Origin of the sequence: Pseudomonas sp. BIGb0381 (assembly GCF_024809815.1) — a bacterium.
Lineage (GTDB): Bacteria > Pseudomonadota > Gammaproteobacteria > Pseudomonadales > Pseudomonadaceae > Aquipseudomonas.
The window spans coordinates 381744-396671 of sequence record NZ_JANUEN010000004.1 but is presented as its reverse complement, the minus strand read 5'-3'; the positions used below and the strand labels follow the sequence as shown (position 1 = coordinate 396671).

The 14928-nt window shown below is 60.4% G+C and carries 14 protein-coding genes and 1 pseudogene; 9 read left to right on the top strand and 6 right to left on the bottom strand.

The window, feature by feature from the left end; translation table 11 throughout:
- Both M2397_RS15150 and M2397_RS15145 read left to right on the top strand, forming a co-directional pair.
- Positions 1-591, top strand: a 591-nt coding sequence (locus M2397_RS15150) for an RNase A-like domain-containing protein (protein WP_310521930.1), incomplete at its 5' end; no start/stop codon positions are given.
- Positions 588-908 carry a contact-dependent growth inhibition system immunity protein gene (locus M2397_RS15145; protein WP_131696527.1) on the top strand — a complete coding sequence of 107 codons (321 nt, stop codon included), beginning with the start codon at positions 588-590 and terminating at the stop codon, positions 906-908. The genes M2397_RS15150 and M2397_RS15145, both read left to right, overlap by 4 nt.
- 126 nt (positions 909-1034) lie before the next feature.
- On the opposite strand, the gene M2397_RS15140 is transcribed toward M2397_RS15145, so the two are convergent.
- From M2397_RS15140 to M2397_RS15130, 3 genes and pseudogenes are all read right to left on the bottom strand, one after another.
- Positions 1035-2264 (bottom strand): M20/M25/M40 family metallo-hydrolase, encoded by a 1230-nt coding sequence (locus M2397_RS15140; protein ID WP_259243870.1) that lies wholly within the window; start codon positions 2262-2264, stop codon positions 1035-1037.
- A gap of 49 nt (positions 2265-2313) precedes the next feature.
- Positions 2314-2463 (bottom strand): annotated as a pseudogene (locus M2397_RS15135) (diguanylate cyclase AdrA); the annotation flags it as partial.
- Entirely contained in the window at positions 2454-3086 is a 633-nt protein-coding gene (locus tag M2397_RS15130; protein ID WP_145338889.1) for a LysE family translocator, read from the bottom strand. The pseudogene M2397_RS15135 and the gene M2397_RS15130, both read right to left, overlap by 10 nt.
- 124 nt (positions 3087-3210) lie before the next feature.
- Between M2397_RS15130 and M2397_RS15125 the strand changes: the two genes are divergently transcribed.
- From M2397_RS15125 to M2397_RS15115, 3 genes are all read left to right on the top strand, one after another.
- Positions 3211-4623: a PLP-dependent aminotransferase family protein gene (locus M2397_RS15125; RefSeq protein WP_259243865.1), complete on the top strand. Its 1413-nt coding sequence runs from the start codon at positions 3211-3213 to the stop codon at positions 4621-4623.
- Positions 4624-4861: 238 nt separating this feature from the next.
- Entirely contained in the window at positions 4862-6112 is a 1251-nt protein-coding gene (locus tag M2397_RS15120) for a ribonucleotide-diphosphate reductase subunit beta (protein WP_003173711.1), read from the top strand.
- Positions 6113-6164: 52 nt separating this feature from the next.
- Complete coding sequence (locus M2397_RS15115) at positions 6165-6653, top strand: DUF1289 domain-containing protein (protein WP_167655518.1); 489 nt, start codon at positions 6165-6167, stop codon at positions 6651-6653.
- 200 nt (positions 6654-6853) lie between these two features.
- Here M2397_RS15115 and mdeB read toward each other — a convergent pair whose 3' ends face one another.
- The gene (gene mdeB / locus M2397_RS15110) at positions 6854-9529 is read right to left on the bottom strand and encodes an alpha-ketoglutarate dehydrogenase (protein WP_259243862.1); all 2676 of its coding nucleotides are present in this window, start codon (positions 9527-9529) and stop codon (positions 6854-6856) included.
- 192 nt (positions 9530-9721) lie between these two features.
- Between mdeB and M2397_RS15105 the strand changes: the two genes are divergently transcribed.
- From M2397_RS15105 to M2397_RS15095, 3 genes are all read left to right on the top strand, one after another.
- Positions 9722-10648 (top strand): class I SAM-dependent methyltransferase, encoded by a 927-nt coding sequence (locus M2397_RS15105; protein ID WP_131696533.1) that lies wholly within the window; start codon positions 9722-9724, stop codon positions 10646-10648.
- Between the two features lie 148 nt (positions 10649-10796).
- Positions 10797-11513: a phosphatidylcholine synthase gene (pcsA, locus tag M2397_RS15100; RefSeq protein ID WP_090404995.1), complete on the top strand. Its 717-nt coding sequence runs from the start codon at positions 10797-10799 to the stop codon at positions 11511-11513.
- 194 nt (positions 11514-11707) lie between these two features.
- The gene (locus M2397_RS15095; protein WP_131696534.1) at positions 11708-12487 is read left to right on the top strand and encodes a TSUP family transporter; all 780 of its coding nucleotides are present in this window, start codon (positions 11708-11710) and stop codon (positions 12485-12487) included.
- Here M2397_RS15095 and nudC read toward each other — a convergent pair.
- Positions 12455-13288, bottom strand: a complete 834-nt coding sequence (nudC, locus tag M2397_RS15090) for an NAD(+) diphosphatase (RefSeq protein WP_131696535.1) — start codon at positions 13286-13288, stop codon at positions 12455-12457. The two genes, M2397_RS15095 and nudC, sit on opposite strands and share 33 nt — an antisense overlap.
- A 5-nt stretch (positions 13289-13293) precedes the next feature.
- On the bottom strand, positions 13294-14106 hold the full coding sequence (locus M2397_RS15085) for a crotonase/enoyl-CoA hydratase family protein (RefSeq protein WP_131696536.1): 813 nt from the start codon (positions 14104-14106) through the stop codon (positions 13294-13296).
- Between the two features lie 185 nt (positions 14107-14291).
- On the opposite strand from M2397_RS15085, the gene M2397_RS15080 reads away from it, so the two are divergent.
- The gene (locus M2397_RS15080; RefSeq protein WP_259243858.1) at positions 14292-14846 is read left to right on the top strand and encodes a UPF0149 family protein; all 555 of its coding nucleotides are present in this window, start codon (positions 14292-14294) and stop codon (positions 14844-14846) included.
- Positions 14847-14928 lie beyond the last annotated feature (82 nt).

The following is a 14928-nucleotide window of genomic DNA, read 5'->3' as shown; positions in this document are numbered from 1 at the left end:
TACTTTGATCAGGAAAGCGGACTGCACTACAACCGTCATCGCTACTACAATCCGGATGTCGGTCGCTACCTGACGCCTGATCCGGTGAAGTTGGCAGGTGGGATCAACACGTACCAGTACGTGCCCAATCCGACGGGGTGGGTGGATCCGTTAGGGTTAAGCTGTAAGATTGGAAATTGCCCGGATTCAAAAAACGATTTAACAAAAAAAGCACCTCCTGGAGTATTAACTACTCACGAGAAGGCTGGAGGACACCTGATTGAAAAACATGTCGGTCGAACAGACGAACAGTTAGCGGCAAGATTTGAATCTGAACCGCACATTCCAGCCTCATCCACCTTCAAAACTCTAGAAGAGGCTGAGGCTATAGTGTCCAAAAGCTTGACTGCACACCAGCAAGAAATAACTACATTTTTAAGTGGAAACAAGGAAAAACTCCTAATTAAAGACAGCTCAAGTCAACCCGTAGGGGTAAGCATTCTAAATGGAGCAACAAAATCCGTACCTGTTTATAAGTTCCTATTAGTCATAAAACGAGATCCTAAAATGCCAGATGGCTATCTATTGCTAACAGGATACCCAGAAAAATGAATGAACCATTAACAGAGCTACAACAATTTTTTGGTGCTTACTTTAATCAGGATTGGGCGGAAGATCATTCATCGGCCGATGATGTCATCGATACATTTCTACTAGACTCGCCTAGAGAAATAATCATGACAGTAAAACAGGAAATTTTAGAGCTGATAAGTTCGTATACCAACGAGCCAGACCTTCAAGAAAATTTACTGCATATACAGCATTGCTATTACTACTATCCATACCAATGGGCCTCAGGCCCGTTATGGCTAAATCACATAGTTCGAAAGTTTGATGAACACCTACAAAAAAACCAATATTCAACTTAAAAATCAGCCGTATAACGATCTTTGCTATTAATATTTTGGCCTGCTGCGCAGTCCACGCAGGGCAAGCCTGCTCACCACAAGGAATGAAGGCTCAGCCAAGTTGAATGGGTGAGCCTCCCAGGCTGATCAGCGTTTACTCAGCTCCATAATCATCCGACTCAGCAAGTAGATCCGTGGCGCCACGCTCTCCACCTCCGCATACTCCTGCGCCGTATGAATATTCCCCCCTACAATCCCAAACCCATCCAACGTCGGCGTGCCCACTCCGGCTGACAAACTGGCATCCGCCGCGCCGCCGCTGCCTTCAATGGTCAACTTTTTACCCAGCTCCCCATAAATGCCCTGGGCAATCGCCACCAGCTTGTCCGACTCCGGCGTCTGCGGCATGGGCGGCAGGCCGCGTTTGAGGGTGGTGGTCACTTCGGTTTCCGGGATCAATTTGTTGGCGGAGACCCGCACCAAGTCCTTCTCGATCCGATCGAACTCTTCCGGCAACGCTGCACGCACGTCGGCTTTGGCGGTGGCTTGGTCGGGGATGACGTTGGTGCGGTCGCCCGCGTTGATCACGGTGAAGTTAATCGTGGTTTTCTTTTCTTCATCGCCGAGTTTGCCCAACTGCAGAATCTGGTGTGCGGCTTCCATGGCGGCGTTGCGCCCCAGTTCCGGGGCGACGCCGGCGTGGGCGGCTTTGCCTTTGACTTCGACCACGGCGGTGGCACTGCCTTTGCGCCACACCACCAGGCCGTCGGCTGGGCGGCCGGGTTCGAGGTTCAGGGTGACGTCGTGGGCCTTGGCGGTGTTGCGGATCAAGTCAGAGGCGATGTCCGTGCCGGTTTCTTCGCTGGCATCGAGCAGGAAGGTAATCTGTGCGTAATCCTTGAACCCTTGGTTCTTCAGGACTTTGAGCGCGTAGATCCCGGCGACGATGCCACCTTTGTCATCCATCACGCCGGGGCCATAGGCGCGGCCATCCTTGATGTGAAACGGACGTTCGGCAGCAGAGCCTTCCTTGAAGACCGTGTCCATGTGGGCCATCAGCAGGATTTTGGCCTTGCCGTTGCCCTTGAGGGTGGCGATCACATGGCTGCTGTTGGCGGCGGCATCCGGCACCCGTTCAATGGTGAAGCCCAGCTGCTTGAGTTCATCGACGGCGATGTCACTCACCTGGGTCAGGCCTGGCCCATAGCCCGAACCCGAGTCGATATTCACCAGGCGTTCCAGCAGTTGCAGGGCAGGGGCCTTGTACTGCTCGGCGTCCGCCTGGATCTGCTTGTGGGGTTCGGCGCTGTAGGCCGGAAGTGCGAAGGACAAGGCCAGCGTGGCGGCCAGGAGGGAACGCGGGAACGTGAAGAGCATGAACCGATCCTTGTTGTTTGTTGGGGTGCGGCCTCACCCTACCCCACTGAACCGATCGCAACCAAGTGCCTTGCACCGAACTGACCCGGTTGGGCCCGCTGCTCTTGGCTTCATACAGCGCCAGGTCTGCATCGTTGAGCCAACGGGTGGAATCGGCGTGTCCCGGTTGATACGGCGCCAAGCCGATGCTCAAGCTGGAAAGCCCCGGGCCAGCATCCACGCCACCCCCAGCAACAGCACCGCCATGACCCGCTGCAACAACACGCGGCGCCTGGGGTTTTCCAGCACTTGCTTGATGCGCTGGCCGAAGTAGCAATACAGGCAACCGCTGGCAAATTGCAGCACCAGGAAGGTCGCCCCGAGGATGGTGATATCCGCCGCCGAACTGTGCTCCCCTGCCCCGGTGAACTGTGGGAAAACGGCGCTGAACATGATGAGGGTCTTGGGATTGGAAAACCCGGTGAGCAGCCCTTTGCCGAACAGGCTCCGTGTGCCCTCCACGGCAGCCGCCTTGCCGATCGACGCGCCGCTGCTGGTCCACTGCTTGTAGGCCAGGTAAAGGATGTAGGCCACGCCGACACACTGAATGGCCTGGGTAATGGCGAGATTGCCCTTGATCAGTTCCGAAAAACCCACGGCAAAGATCAGGATCGAAATCAGGTACGACACACTGGCACCGAGTTGCGCCGGAATCGAACTGCGCAAGCCGCTCTTCAAGCCCAGGCTCAACAACAGAAGGGTCATGGGGCCGGGGCTGAAGGTCATGGTGGCGCAAAACAGCAGGAAGTAGAGAAACGAAGAGTGCGTCAATGCGCTGGTCATGGCCTTGGACCCGGGGTGAGAAGGCCTGCAGTGTAGGCATGCGACGTTGCACAAGGCAGGTAAAGTAATGCCTAATCCGGCCGAACTTCACCGGTAAAATCACCGGCGAACACAAGGAAGGTTCATGCTTGTATCCGTCATCGCCTTTGTAGACGGCACGCCCAAGGTGCAGCAGATCGTCGAGGCGTTCAGCCAGTTCATCGAGAGCGGCGAATGGGCACCCGGCAGCAAGTTGCCGTCGGTGCGGGAGTTGACCCAGACCCTGGGCGTCAGCAAGTTCACCCTCAACGAAGCCCTCGACCGCCTGCGCGGGCGCAACCTGCTCACCTCCAGCCAGGGGCGTGGCTACTTCGTGGCGATGGACAGCGCGCGCCCGGCCTCGGTGGCGTGGGTCGACCTGCTGCCCCAGGACCTGCTCAGCGTCTTGCGTCGCCCGCTGGTCACCGCCGGCGGCGAGCTGCGCCCCGGCGGCGGCCACCTGCCGGAAGCATGGCTGAGCACCGAGGCTATCCGCCAAGCCATGCGCAGCGTGGTGCGCGCGCCGTCGTTACGCATCGCCGGGCTCGGCACGCCGGCTGGCTTATTGCCGCTGCGCCAGGCCTTGCAACAAAAGCTGCACGGCGAAGGCCTGTCGGTGCCGGTGGAACAGATCATCACCACACCCAACACCGTGCAAGGCCTGGACATGCTGATGCGCCTGCTCGCACGCCCCGGCGACACCGTGCTGCTCGACGCACCGTGCTATTTCAACTTCCACGCCAACCTGGCGCTGCACGGCGTCAAGGTGGTGACCATCCAACGCCGCCCCGACGGTTTCGATTTCGCCGCCCTCGAACAGCTGCTGGCCGAACACCGCCCCAGCCTGTACCTGACCACCAGCGTGCTGCATAACCCCACCGGCCATTCCTTCAGCCCCAGCCAAGCATTTCGCCTGTTGCAACTGACCCAGCAGTACCACTGCCATATCGTCGAGGACGATCTTTACGGCGACCTGCACCCCAACCCGCCGCCGCGCCTGGCCGCTGTCGCCGGCCTGGACCAGGTTACCTACCTGTCGGGCTTCTCGAAGATCCTCAGCGCCAACACCCGGGTCAGCTTCGTGGTGGCCGCGCCGCAACTGGCCGCCAACCTGACCAATATGAAGTTGATGAGCGGTGGCGTGACCTCGGAGCTGTTCGAGCAGATCGTCTATCGCATGCTCAGCGAAGGCAGCTATACCAAGCACCGCAAGCGCATGGTCCAACGCCTGATGGAGGCCGGTGGGCGCGTGGAGCAATGGCTCCGACGCTGCGGGTGCGATTTGACGATGGCCTACGAAGGCGGGATGTTCATCTGGGCACGCCTGCCACCGGGTGTGAACGGCGAGTGGTTGGCCCAGGAAGCGTTGAAACACAGCATGGTATTGGCGCCGGGCACGCTCTTCGGCTACGACCCGGCCCATCGCGATTCGATGCGTTTCAACGTGGCCCACAGTGATGAGCCACGGGTGCAGCAGGTGTTTGAAGCGCTGTTACTGAAGGCCGTGCGCGGGTCCTGAACCGCAGCGGCGGCTCTGCCGTCCCTGCGACGTTCGATCCCTTCTTCTGCGTTGACCAGCTTTGTTACACACCATATAGTGTGCCCACAAACAGAACAGACCACTACATAGTGTGCAGTATCGGTATTGACCGACCACACTCTGCGCAGTATTTCAATGCCTGGCAGCCTGCAAATCAGATTTTTTTGGACGGGTTCACACGCCGTCAAAACAGAACAGAACAGAAGGGAGTATTTCAATGCTGAGTTGGGATGAAGTCGACAACGAGGACACCGGTGCAGCTGTAATCAAGGGCGCCAACGCCGGCCACGCCAGCGAAGCCAACATGGACCGTCTCGACGGTGCCGGCGCCGCCGCCGCCCTGGAAGCACGCAACGTGACCGCCAACGACTCCGCCGCGATCATCCGTGCCAAGGCTGCCCTGGACAAACTCGACGTCGCCGAAGGCCTCGCCGAACTCGAAGGCGCCTCCGCCCGCGTCGCTGTTGACGAAAAGCGCATGATCAACTGCCGCGCCGACCTCAACCAACTCGTGCCCTTCAAGTACGACTGGGCCTGGCAGAAGTACCTCGACGGCTGCGCCAACCACTGGATGCCGCAAGAGGTCAACATGACCGCCGACATCGCCCTGTGGAAAAACCCCGAAGGCCTGACCGACGACGAACGCCGCATCGTCATGCGCAACCTCGGCTTCTTCTCCACTGCGGATTCGTTGGTCGCGAACAACCTGGTCCTGGCCGTGTACCGCCTGATCACCAACCCGGAGTGCCGCCAGTACATCCTGCGCCAGGCCTTCGAAGAAGCGATCCACACCCACGCCTACCAGTACTGCATCGAATCGTTGGCCATGGATGAAGGCGAGATCTTCAACATGTACCACGAGATTCCATCGGTGGCCAAAAAGGCAGCCTGGGGCCTGAAATACACCCGCTCGATCTCCGATCCGAAGTTCGAAACCGGCACCGTCGACACCGACAAGGAACTGCTGCGCAACCTGGTCGCCTACTACTGCGTGCTGGAAGGCATCTTCTTCTACTGCGGCTTCACCCAGATCCTCTCCATGGGCCGCCGCAACAAAATGACCGGCGTGGCGGAACAGTTCCAGTACATCCTGCGCGATGAGTCGATGCACCTGAACTTCGGCATCGACGTGATCAACCAGATCAAGATCGAAAACCCACACCTGTGGGATGCCGAGATGAAGGAAGAAGCGACCCAGATGATCCTGCAGGGGACTCAGCTGGAGATTGAATATGCGCGGGATACCATGCCGCGTGGGGTGCTGGGCATGAACGCGGCGATGATGGAGGATTACCTCAAGTTCATCGCTAACCGTCGTCTGTCGCAGATCGGCTTGAAGGAAGAGTATCCAGGCACGACTAACCCGTTCCCTTGGATGAGTGAAATCATGGACTTGAAGAAAGAGAAGAATTTCTTTGAGACCCGTGTGATCGAGTATCAGACCGGCGGTGCGCTGAGCTGGGATTGATTAAAAACGGCCCCTTTCTGGGGCCGTGTTGTTTCACTTGTCGATGTTTTTTATGCCCAATCAAACCATCAAGACGCCGTGCATAGGCCTGTGTTCCACCGTTTACGGGGACCTGGTCTGCCGGGGTTGCAAGCGTTATCACCATGAAGTGATCCAGTGGAATGGCTACAACGCCGAGGAAAAGCAGGCGGTATGGCTGCGCCTTGAGCAGTTGCTGGTGCAGGTGATGGCCAGCAAGCTGGAAGTGTTCGACCCACAGCGCCTGCGCCAGCAATTGGAAGACCGCAAGATTCGCTTTATGCCGCACCAGTCGCCGTATTGCTGGGCCTACCAGCTGATTGCCCGGGGCGCGCGGGTGATTTCCAAGTTGGATGCCTATGGGTTGGCGTTGTTACCGGAGTTTCGCGAGCGCAGCCTGGCGGATTTGCGCGATGCAATTGACCGGGAGTTTTTCCTGCTGTCCGAGGCGCATTACGAACGGTATATCGCGCCGGGGTTTATCAGGGACGCCTTCGGGCCCGCCCTGATCGCCACGCTTTAAAACTCAGCGCAACACTAAAATGTGGGAGGTCCCACTGCCTCTTCAACGTAGCGCTGTCGCGCAGCAAACTGGAACTTCTGCGGCGAGCGGTCGCCCGACATTGTTCAGGCAAGACTCAAGACTTCAGGGTGAAATTTTAACCTCTTAAAATCAGTCAGTTATTTTAAGGTTGATAAGAGGGAGCTTGCCCCCTCCCACATTCAGACCCAGGAAGCTGCGCGATCCACCTGCACGCCATACCGTTCAATTGCCTGCTGGCATACCTGCCGTTCAAGACTGCCCTGCTCTACCAACGCGGTAAGCGCCGCCAACACGATGTGATGCCGATCCACCTCAAAGAAATCCCGCAGCGCCGCCCGTGTATCACTGCGACCAAACCCGTCGGTGCCGAGCACGGTGTAGCTTGAGTCCAGATAGGACGCAATCATCTGCGGGACCGCGCGTACGTAGTCGGACACGGCAACCACCGGCGCACCCGCCGGTAAGCAATCATGCAGATGACTGAAGCGCTTGCCGGCCTGTGGATGCAAGCGGTTCCAGCGCTCCACTTCCCGTGCCTCCCGTGCCAGTTCGCTGAAACTGGTGACGCTGTACACCTCGCTCGCCACGTGCCAATCCTCAGCCAGTAACCGCGCGGCAGCCTGGGCTTCACGCAGCAAGGTCCCCGAACCGAGCAGGCGTACCTTAGCCTCGGCGGCGCGCTCCAGGCGATACATACCCTTGATAATCGCCGCCTCCACGCCTTCGGGCAGGCTCGGCTGCGGGTAGTTTTCGTTCATCAGGGTCACGTAGTAGAACTCGTCCACGTCATGCTCCAGCATCTGGCGCATGCCGTGGTCGAGAATCACCGCAAACTCCCCGGCAAACGCCGGATCGTAGGCGCGGCAATTGGGCACGGTGGCGGCGGTGAGATGGCTGCTGCCGTCCTGGTGCTGCAAGCCCTCGCCGCCGAGGGTGGTGCGCCCGGCAGTGGCGCCGAGCAGGAAACCACGGGCACGCTGGTCGGCGGCGGCCCAGATCAGGTCGCCGACGCGCTGGAAGCCGAACATCGAGTAGTAGATGTAGAACGGCAACATACGCAGGCCATGCACCGAGTAGCTGGTGGCCGCCGCCACCCAGGAACTGATGGCACTGGCTTCACTGATGCCTTCTTCAAGAATCTGCCCGTCGGTGGCCTCGCGGTAGCTGAGGATCGAGCCGATGTCTTCCGGCTCATAGCGCTGGCCGACGCTGGAATAGATGCCGATCTGCTTGAACAGGTTGGCCATGCCGAAAGTACGCGCCTCATCCGCCACGATGGGCACGATGCGTGGCCCGAGCGCCTTGTCCTTGAGCAGGTTGGTCAGCATGCGCACGAAGGCCATGGTGGTGGACATTTCCTTGCCGTCGGCCGCCGTGGCGAAGCCGGCGTAACCGCTCACGGGCGGTACGTTCACCGGTGCTGCGGCCTGGCTACGGCTGGGCACATAACCGCCCAGGGCCGTGCGCCGCTGATGCAGGTAGCGCAACTCGAGGCTGTCATCCGTGGGTTTGAAGAAACTCAGCGATTCGGCCTGCTCATCGCTCAGCGGCAACTGGAAGCGGTTGCGGAACGCGAGCAACGCCTCGCGATCAAGCTTCTTCTGCTGATGAGTGGTCATCTTGCCCTGCCCGGCCTCGCCCATGCCGAAGCCTTTTTTGGTCTGGGCCAGGATCACCGTAGGCTTGCCCTTGACCCGGCGCGCCGCATGATAGGCGGCGTGGATCTTGACCATGTCGTGGCCACCACGCTTGAGGCGGTCGATTTGCTCATCGCTCAGGCCCTCGACCAGCTTGGCCAGCGCCTCGCTCTGTCCAAAGAAGTGTTCGCGGTTGTAGGCCCCGTCCTTCGCGGCGAAGGTCTGGAATTGGCCGTCCACGGTGTTCGACAACGTGTTGACCAGTAAACCGTCGGCGTCCTTGGCGAGCAAAGCGTCCCAGTCCGAACCCCAGACCAGCTTGATCACGTTCCAGCCAGCGCCTGCGAACAACGCCTCCAGTTCATCGATGATCCGCCCATTGCCACGCACCGGGCCGTCGAGGCGTTGCAGGTTGCAGTTGACCACCCAGGTCAGGTTGTCGAGGCCTTCACGGGCGGCCAGGGTCAGGGCCGACATGCTTTCCGGCTCGTCCATCTCGCCGTCGCCGAAGACACCCCACACGTGGCGCTCAGCAGTGTCCTGCAGGCCGCGATGCTGCAGATAGCGCATGAAGCGCGCCTGGAAAATCGAACTGATGGGGCCAATGCCCATGGAACCGGTGGGGAACTGCCAGAAGTCCGGCATCAACCACGGGTGCGGGTAGCTGGACAGACCGCGGGCGCCGGCCTTGGCGCCGCCGAGTTCCTGGCGATAGTGGGCTAGGTCGTCCGCGCTCAAGCGCCCCTCAAGGAAGGCGCGCGCATAAATGCCGGGGGCCGAATGCGGCTGGTAGAACACCAGGTCGCCGCCAAAGTCGTGGTTGCGAGCGCGGAAAAAGTGGTTGAAGCCCACCTCGAACAAATCCGCAGCACTGGCGTAGCTGGCAATGTGGCCACCGAGTTCGCCATAGGCCTGGTTGGCCCCCACCACCATGGCCAGGGCGTTCCAGCGCACCAGCGAGGCCAGGCGCTCTTCGGTGGCCAGGTCGCCGGGAAACGCCGGCTGCTGCTCGACGCTGATGCTATTGATGTAGGGCGTGCCGTGGCGGGGCTTCCAGTCGATGTGCGGAGCGCTGGCGTCGCGAGCCAGCAGGTCGAGGATCTGGCGTGCGCGCTCAGGGCCCGCATTGGCTACCAGCGAAGCTAACGCGTCACGCCATTCGTCGAGCTCTTGTTGATCCTGGGCTGTGTGATTCACTGCAGTCGCGAAACCGTTCATGGGCACCTCCGGGCTTTTTTTTCCAGTTTATGTCGGTGCCTGAGGATTTTTTGCCTGTTATCAGGCGCAGCTTGCAGCATTTTGAGCATGAATCACTGCCCACAGGCGTTTTCCCAGCACGTTGTGCTCAATCAACCCGAAACCTCACCATTGTGTTTAAAATGCCGCCCGCTCAACGAACGACGCTCAACGATGAACCCAGACGCACTCGCCACCCTGCACGCTCACCTGCTCACCGCCCTGGCCAGCGCCCCGGCTGAAACCCGGCGCCTGTTCCACGGCCGTGGTCGCTGCTGGCCGGGCCTTGAGCAGTTGACCGTGGACTGGCTGCAAGGCGTGGTGCTGGTCGCGCTGTTCAAGGCGCCCGAAGCGACACACCTGGATGCGTTGAAACAACTGTTGATCGACTTCGACTGGGCCCCATTCGGCGCCCACACCGTCGCCCTGCAACACCGCTACCTGCCGCAAAGCACCACCGAATGGCTGGTGGGCGCAGCCGTCGACGAGTTGATCATCACCGAAGGCGGCCTGCGTTACCTGATCGACCTGGGCAAAAAGCAGAACAGCGGGCTGTTCCTCGATATGCGTTACGGGCGCAACTGGGTGCGCGAACAGGCCAAGGGCCAGCGCGTGCTCAACCTGTTTGCCTACACCTGCGGGTTCTCGGTCGCGGCCATCGAGGGCGGCGCCAGCCACGTGGTGAACCTGGACATGGCCCGTGGCGCCCTGAGCCGGGGCCGCGATAACCACCGCCTCAACGGTCATGACCTGAGCAAGGTCACCTTCCTGGGCCACGACCTGTTCAAATCCTGGGCCAAGGTCACCCACAGCGGCCCCTACGACCTGGTGATCATCGACCCGCCGTCCTTCCAGAAAGGCAGCTTCCTGCTGACCAAGGACTACCAGCGCGTGTTGCGCCGCCTGCCGGATTTGCTCACGGCCCAGGGCACTGTCCTGGCGTGCATGAACGATCCGGCCTTTGGCGAAGACTTCCTGATCGACGGCGTCACCCGCGAAGCACCGGGCCTGCGCTTTATTGAACGACTGCAAAACCCGCCGGAATTTCCGGATATCGACGCCCAAAGCGGCCTCAAGGCACTGGTGTTTCGCCAAGGCTGATGCTGAAACTTCCTACGCTTGCTACGCTATGTGATGCGCCGGGTGGTGAACCTTATGCCCCCCTTCCCGGTCGATACCTGCATTCCCCGGCCAGACTCGACAGCGTCACGTTGTCGGCTGCCCCGTTTCACCTTTTGGAGAACCGCCCGTGATATCGACCCTGCATGTAGCCAGAATCAAAGCCTGGGGCGCCCACGGCTTCACCGCCACCGGTGTGGTATTGGCCTTCCTGGCCACCCTGGCGCTGCTGGAAAACTCACCCAAGGCCTGCCTGCTCTGGCTGGGCCTGGCCTTGGTAGTAGACGGCGTCGATGGTTCCCTGGCGCGGCGGGTGAATGTCAGCACGGTATTGCCTAGCTTTGACGGCTCGGTACTGGACCTGGTGATCGATTACCTCACCTATGTGTTTATCCCGGCACTGTTTATCTACCGCTATATCGACCTGCCGGATTTTACCCACCTGTTCACGGTGTCGGTGATCCTGGTGTCATCGCTGTTCTGCTTCTGCAACGTGAACATGAAGAGCAAGGACAACTACTTCGTCGGTTTCCCCGCCGCCTGGAACGTAGTGGCCTTGTGCGTGTACATCATCCAGCCGGCCGCCTGGGTCACCTTGCTGACGGTGATCGGCCTGGCCCTGCTGACCGTGACGCCGATGAAGTTCTTGCACCCATTTCGGGTCAAGCGCTTCATGCCGATCAATATCGCAGTGACCACCATCTGGTTGCTGTGCAGCTTTTTGATGGTGGTGGATTATCCCAACACCAACCCGTGGACGTTTGGGTTGTGGTCAGTGATGTCGGCGTATTTCCTCGGGATTTGCGTGTGGCGCACGGCGCTGGAGTGGATGGGAACCCACAAATAGCCAGATGAACACAGTTCAACTGTGGGAGGGGGCTTGCTTCCGATTGCGGTGTGTCAGTCAGCTTATCTGTCACTGATACACCGCAATCGGGGGCAAGCCACCTCCCACATTTGGTTCTGCGTACATCAGGCAGGTAAGATGGCAGCCCTTCGCACAGCGCTTTGCTGCGCACTGCCAACCATAAGCCCTGCCCAATGCCCTTCGAACTCAGCGTAGACCTCACCACCCTCGCCATTCTCGCCGTCGTGGCCTTTATTGCCGGCTTTATCGATGCCATCGCCGGCGGCGGCGGCCTGCTTACCACCCCGGCGCTGCTCACCGCCGGGATGCCGCCCCATCTGGTACTGGGCACCAACAAGCTCAGCTCCACCTTCGGCTCGGCCACGGCCAGCTTCACCTTCTATCGCCGCAAGCTGTTCCACCCGCGCCAGTGGGTGCATGCGATCGTCGGCACGCTGATCGGTGCGTTGGCCGGTGCGGTGGTTGCCCACTACCTGCCCGCCGAAACCCTGAACAAGATGCTCCCGGTGATCGTATTCGGTTGCGGCGTGTATTTGCTGTTCGGTGGCACGCCCAAGGCGCCGCTGGACGCCGACGCGCCGATCAAGAAGAAATGGCAAGGCGCCCAGGGTTTTGGCCTGGGCTTTTACGACGGCGTGGCCGGCCCCGGTACTGGTGCGTTCTGGACCGTGAGCACGATGCTGCTGCACCCCATCGACCTGGTGAAGGCCAGCGGCGTGGCGCGCAGCATGAACTTCGTCAGCAACGCGGCGGCGCTGTCGGTGTTTATCATCAACGGCTCGGTGGATTGGATTGTCGGCCTGGCAATGGGGATTTCGGTGATGTGTGGCGCATTCTTTGGCGCCCGCAGCGCGATCAGCGGCGGCGCCAAGTTCATTCGCCCGGTGTTCATCACCGTGGTCCTCGGCCTGACCGTGCGCCTAGCCTGGCAGCACTGGTTCAGCGTGGCCTAGGCGACGGGCCAGGTAGAGGTCGATCAGGTAACGCGCAATCGAGCGTGATGCCGGCAACGGCGGCAGGTCGTGGATGCTGAACCACTGCGCGTCCTCGATCTCGTCAGCCTGGGGCACGATGTCGCCACCGGCGTACTCGGCATGGAAGCCCAGCATCATCGAATGGGGGAACGGCCAGCACTGGCTGCCCATGTACTGGATGTTCTTGACCTCCACCTGCACTTCTTCGCGCACCTCGCGGATCAGGCAGTCTTCGGCCGACTCACCCGGCTCGGCAAAGCCGGCCAAGGTACTGTAGACCCCGGTGACAAAACGCGGCGAGCGCGCCAGCAGGATCTCGTCGCCACGGGTCACCAGCACGATCATGCTCGGCGAAATCCGTGGGTAGCTGCGCAGGTCGCAGGCCTGGCAGTACATCGCCCGCTCCCGCGGCACCTGGACCATCGCCTGGCCGCAACTGCCGCAGAACCGATGCTCGCGCGCCCAGGTGCCGATCTGCGCGGCGTAGCCCAGCACTTTGTACAGGGTGTGATCACCTTGCAGCATGAAGCCGCGCAGGCCCTGCCAACTGCAACCTTGCACCTCGCCCGCCGAGTCGAGTTCCAGCAGGTACACCGGCTCACCGTCGAGGTGGCCGATGCCGTGCTCGGCAAACACCGAAAGGTCCTGGCGCTTGAGCCATTCCCGAGGGAACAGCGGGCCATTGGCGTCATGCAAAAAGCCGTCGCGGCTGCGGGCGACAGCCCAGCCGCCGGGGGCGTCGTTGTCCAGCAGCGTTGTGGTAATCCAGCCTGGGGTCATGTCAGTCAATCCACGAATTCGGGTTTCTGCTTACTCATATGGGCCGCGATGGCCACGCGCAGGTCGTTGGATTGCAACATAGCCGAGTTCCAGGTGGCAACGTATTCCAGACCGTCATTGACCGTATGGTCACGCATATAGCTGATCATGGCTTTGGTGCCGGTGACCGCAATCGGCGACTTGGCGGCGATTTCATGGGCGATTTCAAACACGCCGGCCAACAGGCTTTCCTGGTCGGCATACACGCGATTGACCAGGCCGATGCTGCGCGCTTCCTCGGCACCGAACTGTCGGCCGGTGTAGGCCAGCTCACGCAGCATGCCGTCGCCGATGATGCGTGGCAGGCGTTGCAGGGTGCCGACGTCGGCGGCCATGCCGATGTCGATTTCCTTGATCGAGAATTGCGCGTCTTCAGCGGCGTAGCGCATGTCGCAGGCGCTGATCAGGTCGATGGCGCCACCGATGCAGTACCCCTGGATCGCCGCCAGTACCGGCTTGCGGCAGTTGTCGACGGCATTGAACGAGGCTTGCAGCTCGAGGATCTTGCGGCGCAGCAAGCGTGCATTGCGGCCCACGTCCTTGCCGAAGTCATTGGCCACCGAGGCCAGCATCATCAGGTCGATGCCGGAGGAAAAATGCTTGCCGGCACCGCTGAGCACCACGGCGCGTACGGCATCGGTGTCTTCGACCCATTGGAAGATGTCGATGATCTCGGTCCAGAACGCAGCGTTCATCGCGTTGATCTTTTCCGGGCGGTTGATCTGCACATGGGCAACGTTGCCGGTGAGTTCGACGACGAAAGCTTGGTATTCGGACATGGCAGTGATCCCTGGCTGGCGAGTGATGAGGCCCGAACTATAACAAGGCTACGTGACGGCGCATCGGCCAAAAGCGGGACTGGCAACGGCGATGGAAAAGACGCTGGATAAAAGCCCCGGCACACGCCATCCTTCGCGCTTTGAGCCGCCCCATCAGCGGCGTTCGACGTTTAAAGGATATGCCCATGCACGCCCAACCCCTCGCCCCCGCCGATTTCGAATTCATCGAAGAAACCCTGTTGAAGTACGGCGACGACCATTCGGTGCTGAACCTGGCCGAGCTCGACGGCTACTTCACCGCATTGGTGTCCAGCCCCGCACAGGTGGATATTGCAGAGTGGTTCCCGGCGATCTGGGGTGGGCAGAACCCGGAATGGGAAAGCGCCGAAGAGGCCAAGCAGTTCCTGGACCTGTGCGTGCGTCATATCAACCTGCTCGCCGGGCAACTGGCGACTGACGCCGAGGGCTTCAAGGCGCGCTTCGATGAAATCGAACACCAGGGCCAGGACGTGACCCTCGCCGAAGAATGGTGCTTTGGCTATATCCGTGGCGCGGCGATCGGCAACTGGCCGGAACTGCCGGCCGAGCAGGCCGCACAGCTGGAGAAAATCTCCTGGTGCGCCGAACAGGACAACTTCGAGTTGCCCGCCGACCTGGATGTGAAGCTGCATCAGCAACGGGTCAGCGCTATCGAACCGGCGGCACGGGCACTGCACGATTACTGGTTGAGCAAGCGCTAGACCTCGACAAGCACCGCACCTTTGGCCGATTATTCGGGTCCGCCCGTCGGCCACTCCGTACCACCTTGCCTTGATCAGGAGC

Excerpts from the sequence above, each read along its gene's own strand:
- M2397_RS15145 (WP_131696527.1), top strand. The coding sequence starts at position 588 with ATGAATGAACCATTAACAGAGCTACAACAATTTTTTGGTGCTTACTTT.
- nudC (WP_131696535.1), bottom strand. The coding sequence starts at position 13,288 with ATGACCCCAGGCTGGATTACCACAACGCTGCTGGACAACGACGCCCCC.
- M2397_RS15085 (WP_131696536.1), bottom strand. The coding sequence starts at position 14,106 with ATGTCCGAATACCAAGCTTTCGTCGTCGAACTCACCGGCAACGTTGCC.
- M2397_RS15140 (WP_259243870.1), bottom strand. The coding sequence starts at position 2,264 with ATGCTCTTCACGTTCCCGCGTTCCCTCCTGGCCGCCACGCTGGCCTTG.
- M2397_RS15130 (WP_145338889.1), bottom strand. The coding sequence starts at position 3,086 with ATGACCAGCGCATTGACGCACTCTTCGTTTCTCTACTTCCTGCTGTTT.
- M2397_RS15120 (WP_003173711.1), top strand. The coding sequence starts at position 4,862 with ATGCTGAGTTGGGATGAAGTCGACAACGAGGACACCGGTGCAGCTGTA.
- mdeB (WP_259243862.1), bottom strand. The coding sequence starts at position 9,529 with ATGAACGGTTTCGCGACTGCAGTGAATCACACAGCCCAGGATCAACAA.
- M2397_RS15115 (WP_167655518.1), top strand. The coding sequence starts at position 6,165 with ATGCCCAATCAAACCATCAAGACGCCGTGCATAGGCCTGTGTTCCACC.
- M2397_RS15095 (WP_131696534.1), top strand. The coding sequence starts at position 11,708 with ATGCCCTTCGAACTCAGCGTAGACCTCACCACCCTCGCCATTCTCGCC.
- M2397_RS15080 (WP_259243858.1), top strand. The coding sequence starts at position 14,292 with ATGCACGCCCAACCCCTCGCCCCCGCCGATTTCGAATTCATCGAAGAA.
- M2397_RS15105 (WP_131696533.1), top strand. The coding sequence starts at position 9,722 with ATGAACCCAGACGCACTCGCCACCCTGCACGCTCACCTGCTCACCGCC.
- M2397_RS15125 (WP_259243865.1), top strand. The coding sequence starts at position 3,211 with ATGCTTGTATCCGTCATCGCCTTTGTAGACGGCACGCCCAAGGTGCAG.